The sequence below is a fragment of the Arthrobacter sp. AFG20 genome, from assembly GCF_002892795.1.
Classification (GTDB): Bacteria; Actinomycetota; Actinomycetes; order Actinomycetales; family Micrococcaceae; genus Arthrobacter.
Map to the genome: position 1 here is coordinate 83,081 of NZ_PJMC01000013.1, position 14,972 is coordinate 98,052.

General features: G+C 67.2%; 18 protein-coding genes. 5 read left to right on the forward strand and 13 right to left on the reverse strand.

The genetic code is table 11. The features are described from left to right. Positions 1-24: 24 nt before the first annotated feature. Genes CXZ05_RS15660 through CXZ05_RS15675 form a run of 4 tightly spaced genes read right to left on the reverse strand, consistent with a single transcriptional unit; the run spans position 25 to position 3,613 of the window. On the reverse strand, positions 25-420 hold the full coding sequence (locus CXZ05_RS15660; protein ID WP_102973465.1) for a universal stress protein: 396 nt from the start codon (positions 418-420) through the stop codon (positions 25-27). Continuing rightward, positions 417-2,102 carry a tripartite tricarboxylate transporter permease gene (locus CXZ05_RS15665; RefSeq protein ID WP_102973466.1) on the reverse strand — a complete coding sequence of 562 codons (1,686 nt, stop codon included), beginning with the start codon at positions 2,100-2,102 and terminating at the stop codon, positions 417-419. Before CXZ05_RS15665 ends, CXZ05_RS15660 begins: the two co-directional genes overlap by 4 nt. After that, positions 2,103-2,606, reverse strand: coding sequence for a tripartite tricarboxylate transporter TctB family protein (locus tag CXZ05_RS15670; protein ID WP_102973467.1), 504 nt, complete (start codon positions 2,604-2,606; stop codon positions 2,103-2,105). After that, entirely contained in the window at positions 2,603-3,613 is a 1,011-nt protein-coding gene (locus CXZ05_RS15675) for a tripartite tricarboxylate transporter substrate binding protein (protein ID WP_102973468.1), read from the reverse strand. Before CXZ05_RS15675 ends, CXZ05_RS15670 begins: the two co-directional genes overlap by 4 nt. A 277-nt stretch (positions 3,614-3,890) precedes the next feature. On the opposite strand from CXZ05_RS15675, the gene CXZ05_RS15680 reads away from it, so the two are divergent. Continuing rightward, positions 3,891-5,465 carry a sensor histidine kinase gene (locus CXZ05_RS15680; RefSeq protein ID WP_102973469.1) on the forward strand — a complete coding sequence of 525 codons (1,575 nt, stop codon included), beginning with the start codon at positions 3,891-3,893 and terminating at the stop codon, positions 5,463-5,465. Positions 5,466-5,477: 12 nt separating this feature from the next. Further along, positions 5,478-6,146 (forward strand): response regulator, encoded by a 669-nt coding sequence (locus CXZ05_RS15685; protein ID WP_102973470.1) that lies wholly within the window; start codon positions 5,478-5,480, stop codon positions 6,144-6,146. Between the two features lie 31 nt (positions 6,147-6,177). Here the strand turns inward: CXZ05_RS15685 and CXZ05_RS15690 are convergent, their stop codons facing one another. Next, positions 6,178-6,759 (reverse strand): adenylate kinase, encoded by a 582-nt coding sequence (locus CXZ05_RS15690; protein WP_102973531.1) that lies wholly within the window; start codon positions 6,757-6,759, stop codon positions 6,178-6,180. A gap of 151 nt (positions 6,760-6,910) precedes the next feature. Between CXZ05_RS15690 and CXZ05_RS15695 the strand changes: the two genes are divergently transcribed. Together CXZ05_RS15695 and CXZ05_RS15700 are read left to right on the forward strand one after the other, a co-directional pair. Continuing rightward, the gene (locus CXZ05_RS15695; protein WP_102973471.1) at positions 6,911-7,201 is read left to right on the forward strand and encodes a hypothetical protein; all 291 of its coding nucleotides are present in this window, start codon (positions 6,911-6,913) and stop codon (positions 7,199-7,201) included. A 23-nt stretch (positions 7,202-7,224) separates the two neighbouring features. Continuing rightward, on the forward strand, positions 7,225-7,779 hold the full coding sequence (locus CXZ05_RS15700; protein ID WP_102973472.1) for a cysteine hydrolase family protein: 555 nt from the start codon (positions 7,225-7,227) through the stop codon (positions 7,777-7,779). 21 nt (positions 7,780-7,800) lie between these two features. Here the strand turns inward: CXZ05_RS15700 and CXZ05_RS15705 are convergent, their stop codons facing one another. The 4 genes from CXZ05_RS15705 to CXZ05_RS15720 form a co-directional block, all read right to left on the reverse strand. Next, entirely contained in the window at positions 7,801-9,057 is a 1,257-nt protein-coding gene (locus CXZ05_RS15705; RefSeq protein WP_258006608.1) for an RNA polymerase sigma factor, read from the reverse strand. Positions 9,058-9,112: 55 nt separating this feature from the next. Next, the gene (locus CXZ05_RS15710; protein ID WP_102973473.1) at positions 9,113-9,541 is read right to left on the reverse strand and encodes a YciI family protein; all 429 of its coding nucleotides are present in this window, start codon (positions 9,539-9,541) and stop codon (positions 9,113-9,115) included. Between the two features lie 156 nt (positions 9,542-9,697). Continuing rightward, positions 9,698-10,066 carry a DUF4440 domain-containing protein gene (locus CXZ05_RS15715; RefSeq protein WP_258006609.1) on the reverse strand — a complete coding sequence of 123 codons (369 nt, stop codon included), beginning with the start codon at positions 10,064-10,066 and terminating at the stop codon, positions 9,698-9,700. A gap of 109 nt (positions 10,067-10,175) precedes the next feature. Then, a complete protein-coding gene (locus CXZ05_RS15720; protein WP_102973475.1) occupies positions 10,176-11,027 on the reverse strand; it encodes a Rieske 2Fe-2S domain-containing protein in 852 nt (283 codons plus the stop codon). A 110-nt stretch (positions 11,028-11,137) separates the two neighbouring features. On the opposite strand from CXZ05_RS15720, the gene CXZ05_RS15725 reads away from it, so the two are divergent. Further along, on the forward strand, positions 11,138-12,370 hold the full coding sequence (locus CXZ05_RS15725; RefSeq protein WP_102973476.1) for a benzoate/H(+) symporter BenE family transporter: 1,233 nt from the start codon (positions 11,138-11,140) through the stop codon (positions 12,368-12,370). On the opposite strand, the gene CXZ05_RS15730 is transcribed toward CXZ05_RS15725, so the two are convergent. The 4 genes from CXZ05_RS15730 to CXZ05_RS15745 form a co-directional block, all read right to left on the reverse strand. Beyond that, positions 12,367-13,224 carry a prephenate dehydratase gene (locus CXZ05_RS15730; protein ID WP_102973477.1) on the reverse strand — a complete coding sequence of 286 codons (858 nt, stop codon included), beginning with the start codon at positions 13,222-13,224 and terminating at the stop codon, positions 12,367-12,369. The two genes, CXZ05_RS15725 and CXZ05_RS15730, sit on opposite strands and share 4 nt — an antisense overlap. Before the next feature lie 68 nt (positions 13,225-13,292). Beyond that, positions 13,293-13,655, reverse strand: a complete 363-nt coding sequence (locus CXZ05_RS15735) for a cupin domain-containing protein (RefSeq protein WP_102973478.1) — start codon at positions 13,653-13,655, stop codon at positions 13,293-13,295. A 130-nt stretch (positions 13,656-13,785) separates the two neighbouring features. After that, on the reverse strand, positions 13,786-14,001 hold the full coding sequence (locus tag CXZ05_RS23130) for a sigma factor-like helix-turn-helix DNA-binding protein (RefSeq protein ID WP_180987416.1): 216 nt from the start codon (positions 13,999-14,001) through the stop codon (positions 13,786-13,788). A 73-nt stretch (positions 14,002-14,074) separates the two neighbouring features. Beyond that, positions 14,075-14,818 (reverse strand): FadR/GntR family transcriptional regulator, encoded by a 744-nt coding sequence (locus CXZ05_RS15745; protein ID WP_102973480.1) that lies wholly within the window; start codon positions 14,816-14,818, stop codon positions 14,075-14,077. Positions 14,819-14,972: the final 154 nt, after the last annotated feature.

Sequence of the window (14,972 nt, forward strand, 5' to 3'; positions counted from 1 at the left end):
CGAGAGCCGCTTAGTGGCGCAGGCTCAGGCGCTGGCCTTGACGGCCAGCACCGGGCAGGATGCCTCCAGCAGGATCTGCTGCGCAGCACTGCCCATGATCAGCTTGCCGACGGGAGTGCGGCGCCGGAGGCCGATCACAATAAGTTCAGCCCGGTACTTTTCCGCCGCCTCCAGCACCTCGTTGGCCGCATCGTTGCCGCGCACCGGCTGCAGGACCAGATGCTCAATCCCTTCCCGGTCCAGCCGCTCCGTCAATGAGGAGATGTCCTCAGCCTGGGCGTAGCGCTTGTCAACGATGGCGTCTCCCCGGGAGGAGTTGATGATGACCAGCCGGCTCTGGCTCTTCTGCGCCTCGGTGATGGCCCGGTCCAAGGCTGCGGTGCCCTCGGCTGTGGGGATATAGCCGACAATGATGCTCACGATTTCTCCTGTCCGTGGTTGGCATGGGCGTCCGCGCGGTGGCGGCCTGCATCAGGGCCCCGATCAGCGGGTGCCTCAGCAGCGGATCCGTCCACAGGGCGTCCTTCAACAGCAGGCGCCTCGACTGAGGGTGCGGCAGCGGGTCCAGCGGGTCCGTCAACAGCTGGTCCGTCGGCCACGACGAGCCCGCCCGTCCGGGGACGCCGGGCGCGCCAGAGCCGTGCCGCCAGCGGCCAGAGGAGTACCAGTGCCACGATGACGTAGACCACGACGGCGATCGGCTCGCTCCAGAGGCCGGACACGTCGCCGGCGCTCAGCTGCAGCGCCTGGCGGAGCTGCTTTTCGAGGCGAGGTCCCAGGATCACGCCGAGGATGAGCGGCAGGACAGGCAGCCCGTAGCGGCGCATCATGAATCCGAGGGCGCCCAGAACCAGCAGAAGCATCAGGTCGAAGGCCTGCAGGTTCACCGAGTAGGCGCCCAGCGTGGCGAAGAAGAGGATGCCGGCGTACAAGTAGGGGCGCGGCAGCTGGAGCAGCTTCGCCCAGACCGGGGCCAGGGGGAGGTTGACCAGCAGCAGCAGGAAGTTGCCGATGAACAGGCTGGCGATCAGCGCCCACACCAGCGGACCCTCGTTTTGGAACAGCAGCGGCCCCGGCTGGATGCCGAACTGGGTGAACGCGGCCAGCATGACGGCGGCGGTGGCGTTGGTCGGCAGGCCAAGGGCCAGCATCGGGGTCAGTGTGCCGGCCGCGGCCGCGTTGTTGGCGGCCTCGGGCCCGGCGACGCCTTCGATGGCGCCCTTGCCGAACTCCTCGGGGTGCTTGGAGAGCCGCTTTTCGGTCACGTAGGACAGGAAGGTGGGGATCTCGGCGCCGCCGGCGGGCAGCGCACCGAAGGGGAAACCGAAGGCAGTGCCGCGCAGCCACGGCTTCCAGGACCGCTTCCAGTCCTCCTTGCCCATCCACGGCCTGCCGACCGGGATGATCTGCAGCGGGGTGCGGCGCAGGTGCGCCGCCACCCACAGGGCTTCACCGACGGCGAAGATCGCCACGGCGATCACGACGACGTCAAGGCCGTCGGAGAGCAGCGGCAGGCCGAAGGTGAGGCGGGCCTGGCCGGAGACGAAGTCGAGGCCGACGAGGCCGATCGCCAGACCGAGTCCCAGGGACGCGAAGCCGCGCAGCTTGGACGAGCCCAGGACGGCGGTGACGGCAAGCAGGGCCAGGACCATGATGGCGAAGTAGCTCGGGGCGCCCAGGCTCACGGCGAACTGCACGACGATCGGCGCAAAGACCACAAGGAGCGAGGTGCCGATGGCGCCGGCGACGAACGAGCCGATGGCCGCCGTCGCCAATGCCTGGGCCGCCTTGCCGGCCTTTGCCATCAGGTTGCCCTCGATGGCGGTGATCACCGAAGACGATTCGCCGGGGGTGTTAAGCAGGATCGAGGTGGTGGAACCGCCGAACATGCCGCCGTAGTAGATGCCGGCAAACATAATGAAAGCGCTGGTCGGTTCGAGGACGGTGGCCACCGGGAGCAGCAGTGCCACTGTCATGGCCGGGCCGATGCCGGGCAGGACGCCGACGGCGGTGCCCAGGATGACGCCGATCAGGGCGTACAGCAGGTTCATGGGGGTCAGCGCTGTCGCGAACCCGTCCATGAGTGAGGACAGGACGTCCATCTAGAGAATCCCTTCAAGGAGCCCGGCGGGAAGGGCAATGCCCAGGCCGAGGTAGAAGCCGTAGAAGGTCAGGAGCGCCAGAGCCAGGGAGATCAGTCCGTCGCGGACATAGTGGCGGCTTCCGAGCGCCCAAACGCTGCCCCAGAAGAGCACCGTTCCGGAGATGACCCAGCCGGCCCAGTCGATCAGCAGGATGTTGGCGATGAAGGCACCGGCCAGAGGCAGGACGGTCTTCCAGTCGCTCGGGTGGGTCAGGTCGACGTCCTCGCCGGCCTCGGCCTCACCGCGTCCGCCCCGGAGAACGTTCACTGCCAGCAGCACGGCGCAGACGAGCAGGAGTCCTCCCACGATGATCGGCAGGGTCTTGGGGCCCACCGGATCCGACTGGGAGTACGGCACAACCAGGCGCGCTGCGTCAATGAGGACCAGGGCGCCGACCGCCCCGAGCAGGGCTGCGACGCCCAGCTCGGAGCGGCCTTTGAGGCGGGAGGCCAAGGAGGTCACGCCAGGCCGAGCTTCGTCAGGACGTCGGCAACGCGCTTGTCCTGGTCGGTGAGGAAGGACTTGAATTCGTCACCGGTGACGAAGGCGTCAGTCCAGCCGCGCGTCTTCAGCGTTTCCTTCCAGGATGCCGACTCATGCATCTTCTCCAGCGTGGCGATCAGGGCGTCGCGATCGGCGTCACTGATGCCGGGAGGGGCCACGATGCCGCGCCAGTTGCTGAAGACCAGGTCGATCTTGGATTCCTTGAGCGTGGGGGCGTCCACTCCCTCAAGCCGGTTCTCGCCGCTGGTTGCCAGCACGCGAATGTCCCCGGACTTGATCTGCTGGATGTATTCACCGGCGCCGGAAGCCGCGAAGCCCAACTTGTTGCCGATGATGGCCGGAAGCAGGTCGCCACCGCCGTCGTAGGAAACGAAGTTGACCTTCTTGGCGTCGATGCCGACGGCACCGGCGAGCTGCATCGGCAGGAGGTGGTCCGGGCCGCCGGCTGAGGAACCGCCGCCGACGCTGACCTTGGACGGGTCCTTCTTCCACGCCGTCACCAGATCGTCGATGGTCTTGTACGGCGAGTCCTTGGACACCATGATGGCGCCGGGCTCTTCGATGAGCCGGGCCAGCGGGGTGGTGTCGGTCAGCTTCGACTCGGACTTGTTGGTGTAGCTGGCGCCGACGACGCCAAGGCCCATGAGCATGGCGAGGTCGCCGTTGCCCTTTTCATTGACGATGCGGGCCAGTCCAACGGTGCCGCCGGCGCCGGCCAGGTTGAAGACCTCGGGGTTGGTGGCAAGCTTCTCGTCCTCGAGAACCTTCGCCGCGGCGCGCGCCGTGGTGTCGTAGCCGCCGCCGGGCGTGTTCGGCACCATGATGCGAAGCCCGGCAAGGGGTGCGGTGCTTGCTCCGCTCGTGGAGGGGCCGGCGGCAGTCTTGCCGGTAGCTCCGCAGCCGGACGCCATCAGGGCGATGCCTGCGGCTACTGCGGCCACGCGCAGTGCGCTCATTCCGCGCATGTTGTTCCTCTTCTCGTTTTGATCCGTATTGATCGGGTGCTTCCGATGCTAAGGCCGAACGTGACGGGGCTCACGCTTGTGTAAGCAGAGAAAGTTAAGTTCATTTCGTTCACGTTTCCGGCTCCCAACCACGTTGCCTACCGAGGCGTCCCGTACAGATTCAGGCGCTGCAGGCTCCGCGGAACACAGCGCCCAAAGTCCGGTAGCGTGTCCCGTATAGTCACCCCCACCCGCGGACCCACAGGAAGAACAGCAGCACATGACTCGACGGCGAGGAATGTCCCTTGCGGGGCAATATCTTCGGCTGCAGCTCCTGATTGTGCTGGCCGTGCTGGTGGCCGTGGTGGCGATTTCGCTGGCCCAGTCGGCGGCAGCTTTTGAACGGGTCGAGGGCCGGCGTGCGCTCTCTGCTGCGGAGACGCTGGCAGCTACCCCCGCAGTGCGAAGCCTCCTGCCGGATGCCCAGCCGCAAAGCGGATCGGTGCTTCCCTCAGTGTCCGAGGCGGTGCGGACGATTTCCGGGTCCTCCCAGGTTGCGCTGGCCCGGTCCGACCGGACGATGGTGACGTCGTCGGATCCGTCTCAGGTGGGGCACCAGCTGGAACTCGGCGACAGTGCGGTGATGTCCGGACGGGCGTGGACCGGGGTGGTCGGAACCGGGGCAGAGGAGGCCGTAGTGGCCCATGTGCCGGTGCTGGACGACGCCGGCAAGATGGTGGGGATCGCCGTCGTCGGCAGGAGCTATCCCTCGGTGCTCGAGCGGCTGGGCGACGCTGTCCCGAACTTGCTGACCTACCTGGGTGTGGCGAGTGTCCTGGGCGTGGCCGGCTCGCTCTTGCTGGCGCGCCGCGTCAAACGCCAGACGCTGGGCATGGAGCCGGACGAGATCACCGGCCTCGTGGAGAACCGGGAGGCGATGCTGCACGGGCTCAAGGAAGGCGTGGTGGCGCTGGACCCCCAGCAGCGGATCACAGTGGTCAATGACAGCGCGCGGAGCCTGCTGGGTCTGCCGCACGACTGCGTCGGGAAGAATCTGGCCGCTCTCGAGGTCCCGCCTGCGCTGCGTGAGGTCCTCACCCGGGACCAGCCCGGCCCGGACCGGCTGGTCCTCGTGGGGGAGAAGCTGGTGGTGTTGAACCGGATGCCGATGCGCTCGCACGGGCGTGTGATCGGCTCCGTCACCACCCTCCGCGACCGGACGGAGCTGGCTTCGCTGGAACGCGAGCTGGGCACGACGCGGACGGCCACCGACACCCTCCGGGCCCAGGCGCACGAGTTCGCCAACCAGTTGCACACGATCTCGGGCCTGATCCAGATCGGCGAGTATGACGCCGTCGTCCAATTCGTCAACGGCACGACGTCCAACCGGACCCGCCTGAACGACGACGTGACCAGCAGGATCGAGGACCCCGCCCTCGCCGCTCTGCTGATTGCAAAATCGAGCCTCGCCACGGAACGCGGGGTTTCCCTGCAGCTAGCTGCGGAATCCCGGCTGGGCAAAGTGGATGAGGAATTGTCCCGTGACCTGACCACGGTGGTGGGCAACCTGGTGGACAACGCGCTCGACGCCGTCACCAACACCTCCGAAGCCAAGGTCGAGGTACATATCGGGGAGAACGACGGCGGCGTGCGGGTTGACGTGCGGGACTCGGGGCCGGGGGTCCCGGTGGAGGTCATGGATGACATTTTCCGGCAGGGGTTCAGTACCAAAAATTCACCCGACGGCGGCCGGGGCTACGGCCTGGCGCTCGCCAGGGTGGTCTGCCAGCGGCGCGGCGGCCGGCTCGCGGTGCGGAACGACCACGGTGCGGTGTTTACTGCGCTGCTGATGCGCAGAACTGCCGATGCTTAGGGAGGAGCGGCCTTGATCAAGGTACTTATCGTCGACGACGACTTCATGGTGGCCAAAGTCCACGCGGGCTTTATCCAGCGCACGCAGGGGTTTGCCGTCGTCGGGGTGGCGCATACGGGAGCGCAGGCGGTGCTGGAGACCGAACGGCTGCAGCCGGACCTGGTGCTGCTGGACATTCACCTGCCCGACGTCAACGGCCTGGACCTGATGCACCAGCTGCGTGAAGTGGCGCCCGAGCTGGACGTGCTGGTGATCAGTGCCGCGCGCGAGGTGGAGACGGTGCGGAAGGCGCTCCGCGGCGGGATCGTGCACTACCTGATCAAGCCGTTTTCCCAGACCGACCTGCAGGAGCGGCTGCAGCACTACCGCACTACGTACCAGAGCCTCGATTCGTCCAAGGACGTGGCGGAGCAGTCGGACGTCAACCGCGTGTTTGGGCTGGAACGCGCGGACCGGCCGCTGCCGAAAGGCTGCAGCGCCGAGACCCTCCAGGTGGTGGAGAAGGCGCTGCGCGCCGGTGGCGGCGACGTGTCGGCCGCCGAACTGGCTGTCCAGGTGGGGACGTCGCGCGTCAGCGCGCGGCGCTATCTGGAGTACCTCAACGACGAGGGGCTGGTGGACGTGACCCTCAAGTACGGCGTCGGACGCCCCGAGCGGAGGTATGTGTGGAAGGCGGGGTGAACGGCGCGGAGTTCAGGAGGGCCGTGGCTGTTCAGGGCTGCGCCCTGACGGTTTCAATGCCCTGCAATGCGCTCACGGTGACCGCGTCAATGTCCGCCGTGCCGTCGACGCTCACCAGCAGACTGCGCCGGCCATAGCGGGCAATGACGGGTTCCGTTTCCTGCCGGTACAGCTCCAGCCGGTGGCGGATGACGTCTTCGGTGTCATCGCTCCGCCCCTCGGCCTCGGAGCGGAGCAGCAGCCGCCGGACGATCTCGTCGTCGTCAGCGGTAATTTCCACCACGGCATCGAGCCTGGTCCCGGTGGCGTCCAGGATGCCGTCGAGGTCGTCCATCTGGCTCACGGTGCGGGGGTAGCCGTCCAGGAGGAAGCCGTTCCTCGCGTCCCGTTCCTGCAGCCGGTCCCGCAGCATGGCGGTGGTGAGATTGTCCGGGACGAGGTTGCCGGCGTCGAGGAATTCCTTGATTTCCCGGCCCAGGGGCGACCCCTCGGAGAGATGGCTGCGGAACATGTCCCCGGTGGAGATCTCCGGGATGTGCAGCTGACCGCTGAGCCGGTGCGCCTGGGTGCCCTTGCCGGAGCCGGGCGGGCCGATGAGCAGGATGCGGGTCATGCTTTTTGGTCCCATCTGCGGGGAAGCGGATAGGGCCATTCTTCCGTCCCGGCCGCTCCTCCTGCAACGGCTGACCGGATCTTCGGGGGTGTTCACAAGGCTGTCCACGGCCTCTAGGCTGGGACGCACCAGCGAACAAAAGGAGCCCTGAATGTCCACTCCAGACGAAGAGCAGGCACCCGGCATCGACGATGTCATTATTCCCCAAGAGGATGCGCTGCCCACTCCCACCCGCACGGGCCACGGGAAGATGCCGGAAGACATTGACGACGACGCGTTCGAGAGGGCCGCGGAGCAGGAGCGAGTCGCCGCAGGTCTAACAGACTATGCGCCCAGCGATGTACCGCCGGCCACTGACCCACTGCCGCCGGAAGCGTCAGAGGCAGCCGATGCCGCCCAGCGCGGACTGCTGGAGGATGAAGGCGACGAAGAGCAGACCTGACACCTGGGCGAGGGAACATCCACATGACCACGCTGCCGGACCGGCCCAACACCGCCTTGATGGTGCTTGATATGCAGAAGGGAGTCGTGGCCGAAGCCCACCAGCGGGACGCGGTGGTGTCCAACATCGCCGCGCTGGGGGACAGGGCCCGCGAAGCCGGGGTTCCGGTCATCTGGGTCCAGCATTCCGACGACCGGCTGGAGCAGGGGAGCGAGGCCTGGGAGTACGTGCCCGAACTGGGACGCCGCGAACAGGAACCGGTGGTGCACAAGTCGTTCAGCGACGCCTTCGACGACACCGATCTGGAGCAGGTGCTGTCCGATGCGGGCGTCGGGCACTTGGTGGTGACCGGGGCGCAGACGGATGAATGCATTCGGTCCACGATCCACGGGGCCTTCGTCCGGGGCTACGACGTCACTCTCGTCAGCGATGCGCACACAACGGAGGACCAGACCGAGTGGGGCGCGCCACCGCCGGACCAGGTCATCGCGCACACGAACCTCTACTGGAGATACCACGAAGGGCCCGGCCGGACGGCCGCGGTGGCAGAGACCAAGGACATCTCGTTCAGCGGTTGAGCCGGGCAGGTGCCGGGGCGGTCATATGGCGGCGGCCCTTTCCTCGAGGAGAGCCCGCGTGCGCTGATTCCTCGCCAGCCCGGCCGCTGCCGTGAATTCGGAGCGGGCCTCCTCGGTTCGCCCAAGCCGCGCCAGCAGTTCCCCGCGGACGCTGGGCAGCAGGTGCGTTCCGCGGAGGGCGCCTCCGGAGGCGAGGCCATCCACGATGACCAGCGCGGCCGCCGGCCCGGTTGCCATGGATACCGCCACGGCCCTGTTCAGTTCCACGACGGGGCTGGGCGCGATCCTGCCCAGCGCCTCATAGAGCAGCACGATGCGCTGCCAGTCGGTGTTTTCAATGCTGGGCGCCGTCGAATGGCATTCGGCAATCGCGGCCTGCAGCGCGTAGTTGCCGCGGCCTCTACCCAGCGCGTCGCAGCGGTGCAGGGCGGCACGGCCCCGGCCGATCTGCGCCCAGTCCCAGCGGGTCCGGTCCTGGTCAGCCAGCAGGACCGGAGACCCGTCGGGGGTGGTGCGGGCGGGAAAGCGGGACGCCTGAAACTCCATCAGGGACACCAGCCCGTGGGCCTCCGGTTCGCGGGGGACCAGCCCGGCCAGGATGCGCCCGATCCGCAGGGCCTCACGGGCCAGGTCGGGCCTGATCCACGCATCTCCCGTGGTGGCGGCGTACCCTTCCGTGAACATCAGATAGACGACGCCGAGGACCGCTCCCAGCCGGACGGGCCACTCGTTGGGCTCGGGAACCTCGAACGGCACCCGGGCCGCCGCGAGCGTTTTCTTGGCCCGCACGATGCGCTGCTGGACGGTGGCGACGGGAACCAGGAACAGCCGCGCAATTTCCTCGGTGGTAAGGCCGCCCACCACCCGCAGCGTCAGGGCCATCTGGGCTTCCCGGGCGAGGACCGGGTGGCACGCGGTGAACACGAGCCTGAGCATGTCGTCCTCCAGCGGAACCCACGCCACGCCGTCGTCGTCTTCCAAGTCCCGGGCGATGGCCCGGTACCGCTCCTCGAGCCGCTCGGAGCGGCGCCAGGCGTCGATGGCTTTGCGTTTGGCGACGGCGGTGAGCCAGGCGGCAGGGTTGTCAGGTGTCCCGGCTGCCGGCCATTGGGCCAGGGCCTCAGCCAGGGCTTCCTGGGCCAGGTCCTCGGCGAAACCTATGTCCCGGGTGGCACGGGCGAGTGCCGCGACGATGTGCGCGCCTTCGATGCGCCACAGGGCATCAATCCGGCGCCGTACCGCGGCTTGTGCCTCGTCGCTCACCGGCTCTTCGCTCACGCACGCTCCGTTCCTGTTGGGCGTTCTCCAGGCTCCGTCCGTTGTCCGCGCCGGCTCAGGGCTGGTTCAGCTCCTGGCGCCACACCGCTTCCTTCTTGATGTACTCGTTGTCCGCGAAGTCGGCGAAATCGTCCGCTTCAGCTATCCGGCGTACCTCAAGCTTCGATCCGGGGCCAAGCGGGCAGCGGCTGGCCCACTCCTTCGCCTCTTCCTTGGAGGCCACCTGGACAATCCAAAAGCCGTTGAACAGCTCATGCGTTTCGCCGTAGGGGCCGTCCGTCACCACGGGCGGTTCCTCGGCGAAATCGACCACGAAGGCAGAACCCTCGGACAGATCGGTCAGGCCCTCGCCGGCGAGCATGACTCCGGCCTTGATGAGTTGTTCGTTGTAGGCGCCCATCTGGTTGAGGATCTCCTCGAACGGAACCTGCTTCGACTCTTCGATGGCTTCGTCCGTGGCGCGCATGATGAACATGTACTTCATGGTTCTCTCCTTGCCTTGACGTGGACGCCGTGTGCGTCCGTCTACTGTTCCGTCGAACGGGCGCTGCGGAAATCGACAGGCCGCCGCAAAAATCTTTTTGCAGATCCGGTTCGGCCGGATTGCAGGCCGGATCCCGGCCTTGACCCGGGCTGCGATTCAGGCAGTGCCGAACGGGTTGTCGAGAACGATCTTCCAGCCCTCGTTTCCTCGGCGCAGGACGTCGGCCGTGGTGCCGTGGAGATCGACCTCGCTGCCGTCGGCCGCTGTGCCTTTGATGGCCCAGTCGGCGATTGCCAGGGCAAGGTCACCGATGACGTAGACATGGCGCGGGGTCAGACTGATAGGCAGCCCTACCTGGAGGAATCCCATCATGGCGTTGACGCTGTCTTCGCCCGTGGTGGGCATGCCCGGCTGGGGGACAAAGACTGCATCCGGCTCGAACATTTCCAGCATTCCGTCGACGTCCCTGGCGTTGAAGCGCGCCGCCCAGGCCATCTGCATGGCGTCCGGATCCGTTATTCCCACGGTGCCCTCCCCAGGAGTCCTGCCGGTCTGAGGTGTGCAATCTATCAGCAGCCGGATGCGGAAGCTAGAGGGAAACTGCATACACCAGGGCGGCGCCTATATCGGCGCCCTAACCGCGCCGGCGGACCTCAATCTGACCGTCGTTCACCCTGGCTTCATAGCTCGGCTGGGGCGTGGTTGCCGGCCCCCGGACTATGTGCCCGTCCTCGAGCCGGAAAGTGCTGCCGTGCCAGGGGCAGGTGACGCAGCCGTCGGCGATCGTTCCCTCCTCGAGCGGACCTCCCATGTGACTGCAGACGCTGTCCAGAGCCAGGACCCGGGACCCGGAGCGGTACAGCAGGACCGAGACGCTTCCCGCTTCGGCCCTCCGGTGCTCCCCGTCCGCCAGTTCGGACTCTGCCATGACGGGCGTCCATTCCCGGGGGCCCGTCCTGCCCGCCGTCTTGTTGACGTTGACCGCGTTGCCGTAGCTGAGGTGGCCGCCGAGGAAGCCGCCAAACATCAGGACACCGAAGCCGGCCAGGCCAAGAGCCTTTCCGAGGGCCCGGCTGCCGGAGGCCCGGGCCACGGCCGAAGACGAGAACAGGCAAAGCGCCGTTCCGTTGGCGACCGCGTGGACCAGCCCCACCCGCCGTGACTTTCCCTGCGTGTCTGACCAGTCGTTGAGCCCGGCGGCTGCGGTTGGAACGGCCGTTGCGATTCCCACGGCGACCAGGATGTCGGCGGCCGGTTCGGAGGCTGGCCCTCCCAAGGTGTCCAGGACAGTTGCCATGCTCCAGGCGCCGATAGGAAAGTCAGTCAGTACCGGATGCAGCGGATGGCCCAGCGGCGTGCCGCTGAGGGTGTTGCGGACCGGCCGCGGTTGGACGGCTTTTCCAACGGCCTTGGAGACGGCGGAGGCCATCCCGTCCAGCCGGTCGAAGTGTTCAATGGCATCAACTAGCGCGTGCAACGGGTTCACGGCGGACTCCTTCGGCCTGGCAGTCAGGACAGGTGGTGCACCAAAGTCTGCATCGCCGGGGACACGATGACAAGGTATTGGCCGGGCAGTCTCCGGTAACGTACTCTCACATGCCGCTGTCATCGCCCCGAATCTCCCGTGCCCCCGCTACCCCGGTTTCCGAGGGGCTGGTAAGGCCGGTCATGGCGGGCATAGTGACGGCGCTCGTCGGCTTCACCTCGACCTTCGCCGTGGTCCTCTCCGGCCTCCGTGCCGTGGGGGCAAACCCGCAGCAGGCGTCGAGCGGCCTCCTGGCCCTCTGCCTGGCGGTGGGTGCGGGCGTCATGTTCCTCGCCTTGCGGAGCCGGCTTCCGGTGACCCTGGCCTGGTCCACGCCGGGTGCCGCCCTGCTGGCCGTCGCGGGAGTTCCCGACGGCGGGTGGCCGGCCGCCGTCGGCGCCTTCCTGGTGACCGGTCTTCTGATCGCTGTGACCGGGCTCGTCCGCCCTTTGGGGCGGCTCATCAGCAGCATTCCGACATCCCTGGCACAGGCCATGCTGGCTGGAGTTCTCCTGCCGCTGTGCCTTGCCCCGGTGGAGGGCCTGCAGAGCGCTCCGCTGTTGGTGGTTCCGGTACTGCTCTGCTGGCTGGTGCTGTCACGGTTCGCGCCGCGCTGGTCGGTTCCCGGCGCGCTGGCCGTAGGGCTGATCGGCATAGTGGTCCAGTTGGTTGCCGAAGGCCAGACGCTGCCGGCGGGAGGCCTGCTGCCGGCGATGGAGTGGATCACGCCATCCTGGTCGCTGGGCGCGGTGGCGGGCATCGCCCTGCCGCTGTACATCGTCACCATGGCGTCCCAGAATGTTCCGGGCGTGGCAGTGCTGGGGTCCTTCGGTTACCAGGCTCCGTGGCGGGCCTCCATGCTGGTCACCGGTACCGGCACGCTGCTGGCCGCGCCGTTCGGCGGCCACGCCATCAACCTTGCCGCGCTCAGCGCCGCGCTGGCCGCCGGGGAGGAAGCAGGCGCGGACCGCGGCCGGCGCTGGGTGGCAGGTTTCGTGTCGGGTCTGGCCTACCTGCTCCTGGGAGCCTTCTCCGCGGGGCTCGCCGCCCTGGTGGCTGCCGCTCCTCCGGGGGTGCTGGAAGCCGTCGCCGGACTGGCCCTGCTGGGCACACTCGCCGGTTCTGCCGCCTCGGCGCTGGCAGAACCGGGTGAGCGGACCGGCGCCGTGGTGACCTTCCTCGTCGCCGCCTCAGGGCTGAGTTTCCTGGGCATCGGAGCGGCGTTCTGGGCCCTGCTGGCAGGGCTCCTGGTCCGGGCGGTCCTCCAGGACCGGAACACTCCCCAGGCCAAAACCCGGCGCTAGTTGCTGGCCGCCCGCTGCGTTCTGTGTTCAGCTGCCGGGTAGACCCCGAGGATCCACAGCTCGGTGGTGAAGAAGCCCAGCTCCTCCAAAGCCAGGCTGAGCGGCAGGTCCTCGGGGTGGCCTTCGACATCTGCCATGAACATGGTTGCGGCAAATTCGTTGCCCACCATGTAGCTTTCAAGCCGGGTCATGTTCACGCCGTTCGTGGCGAAGCCGCCCAAGGCCTTGTAGAGCGCGGAGGGGACGTTCCGGACACGGAACACGAAGCTGGTGACTGCCGGTCCGGGCAATGCTTCCCGGGCCGGCAGTTCCGTCTCCCGGGCCAGGACCACAAAGCGGGTGGTGTTGGAGGGGTCGTCCTCGACCGCCGAGGCCAGGACCTCAAGGCCGTAGAGCTCGGCAGCGAGCGGCGGCGCGAGGGACAGCTTGGTGGGATCGTTCCACTCGCGCACCTCGCGGGCTGACCCTGCGGTGTCACCGGCGATCACGGGTTTGAGCCCGGCCTCGCGGATCAGCTTCCGGCACTGGCCCAGGGCGTGAATGTGGCTGTGGACCTCGGTGGCCCCCTCGATGCTGCTGCCCGGGATGCCGAGCAAATCGAAGTGGATGGGCAGGAAGAACTCTCCCACGATCTGCAGGCCCGAGTGCGGCAGCAACAGATGGATGTCGGCCACCCGGCCAGCGATGGAGTTCTCGATCGGGATCATGGCCAGATCCGCCTCGCCGCTGGACACCAGCTCGAACGCATCCTCGAAGCTGGCGCAGGGAACGCTCTCCAGGCCGGGGTACATCTGCTTGCAGGCTATATCTGAGTTGGCGCCGGGCTCACCCTGGAACGCAATTTTCTGGGCCATGCTCCGTATGATGTCACGCCCGGCGCCGCCTCACCCAAACGCGGGTTGGCGCGGCACCGGCGTGCTGCTCACCTCTTCGCGTAGTCCGAGAACCCCTGCCAGTCGATTACCACGCAGGCTTCATCGCCAACGGTCCAGGCATCATGTCCGGGCGCCATGATGGCGAAATCGCCGGGCCCGTACTCCATCTCCTCGCCGTCATCCATGACGACCTTCATCCGGCCGGAGATGAAGTACCCCATGTGGGACGCTTGGCAACTGTCCGTCTTGGCGATCGGTTTTACGTGCTCGGACCACCGCCATCCCGGCTCGAACGTGGCCCGGCCGACGCCGCCGCCCTCCATGTTGACCAGTTGGAGCTGACCCTTGCCGTCCTCAAACGGCCGGGTCTCCTCGGGGGAGTCGAAACTCTTGCGGATTAAACCTGGCATCTGGACCTCCTGCTGTGGATATTTTTGTTCCGGGGATGAAGGCTTGAATTGCTGTTGCTGCTGCTTGTTATGCCACGTTGTAGGCCTGCCCGGACGGCATGTCAAGGACCGGAAACATAGGCCTCTTCCGCTACGGAAGGCTCTGGGCGGCGCTGCGTTGGTCAAGGAGCCGGCGCAGGGTCCGCAGCGCGGCAAGCGCCCGGTGGTTCACCGAGTCGGCGGGAATGCCCAGCTGCACTGCCGCTTCGGCCACCGTGAGCCGGCAGTAGTGAAGTGCCACCAGGACGTCCCGCTGCTCGCTCTCAAGCTTGGTCAGGGCTTCCCGGATTCCGTGGTCATTGAGCATGGAGTCAGACTCCCGTCGCGGCCTTCGAGAATTCCTAGGAACGCACCCCCACAGTTGGGCAGCATCGCGCGCCCTACTGGGCGGCGTCGAACCCCGCGAGCAGGCGCCGGGTGGCAGTCTGCATGTGTGACCGCATGGTCGCGGTGACGGCAGCGGGATCATGCGCTTCGAGGGCCGCGAAGATTTCGCGGTGTTCCTTCAGCGCCGCCGCCGCATGGCCTTCGTCGGTCAGCGCCCGGTCCACCCAGATGCGGAGCAGCGAGCGGATGCTTTGCAGCAGCTCGCGGAGCACCTGGTTGCCCGAACTGACGGCGATCTCCCGGTGGAACGCGGCGTCCGCCTCGACGAACGCGGCCAGGTCCTCGAGGTTGTCTTCCATGGTGAGCAGGTTGGCGCGCATGCGGTCCAGCGCCGCATTATCGATGCGTTCAGCGGCCAGTTGCGCTGCCTGTACTTCGAGCCCACTTCTGAGCTCCACCAGCTCGCGGGTGCGGGGGGCGCCCAGCATGAGGCCCCAGCTCAGGGTGCGGGGCAACAGTTCCGAAATGCCGTCCCGCAGGTACGTTCCGGATCCCGGCCTAACGATCACGATGCCCAGTATCTCCAGGGCCGCCAAGGCTTCCCGGACGGCCGACCGGCCCACGCCGAGGGATGCAGCGAGCGTCCGTTCGGCAGGGAGCCTGGTGCCGGGCGCTATGTCTCCGCTGGTGAAGTAGGCCAGCAGGCGCTCCGCAACCTCGGATACCACCGACCCCTGTTCCATGGGGCCAAGGGCGGCGCTGATCTTGGCCACGGCGGCTGCGGAGTTATCAGGCATCTTCAAAGGGTAGCAACCGGCTGACCAATTTCAGGGCCCGATGCCCGCGGTCAAAAGAAACACGTCAACCGGTTGACCAATTTGCCTTGCCGGTCGTATGGTTGTCTCACAACGCGTAGCCAATGCCGGTCTCCAGCCGGCGGAGGGCATTGAG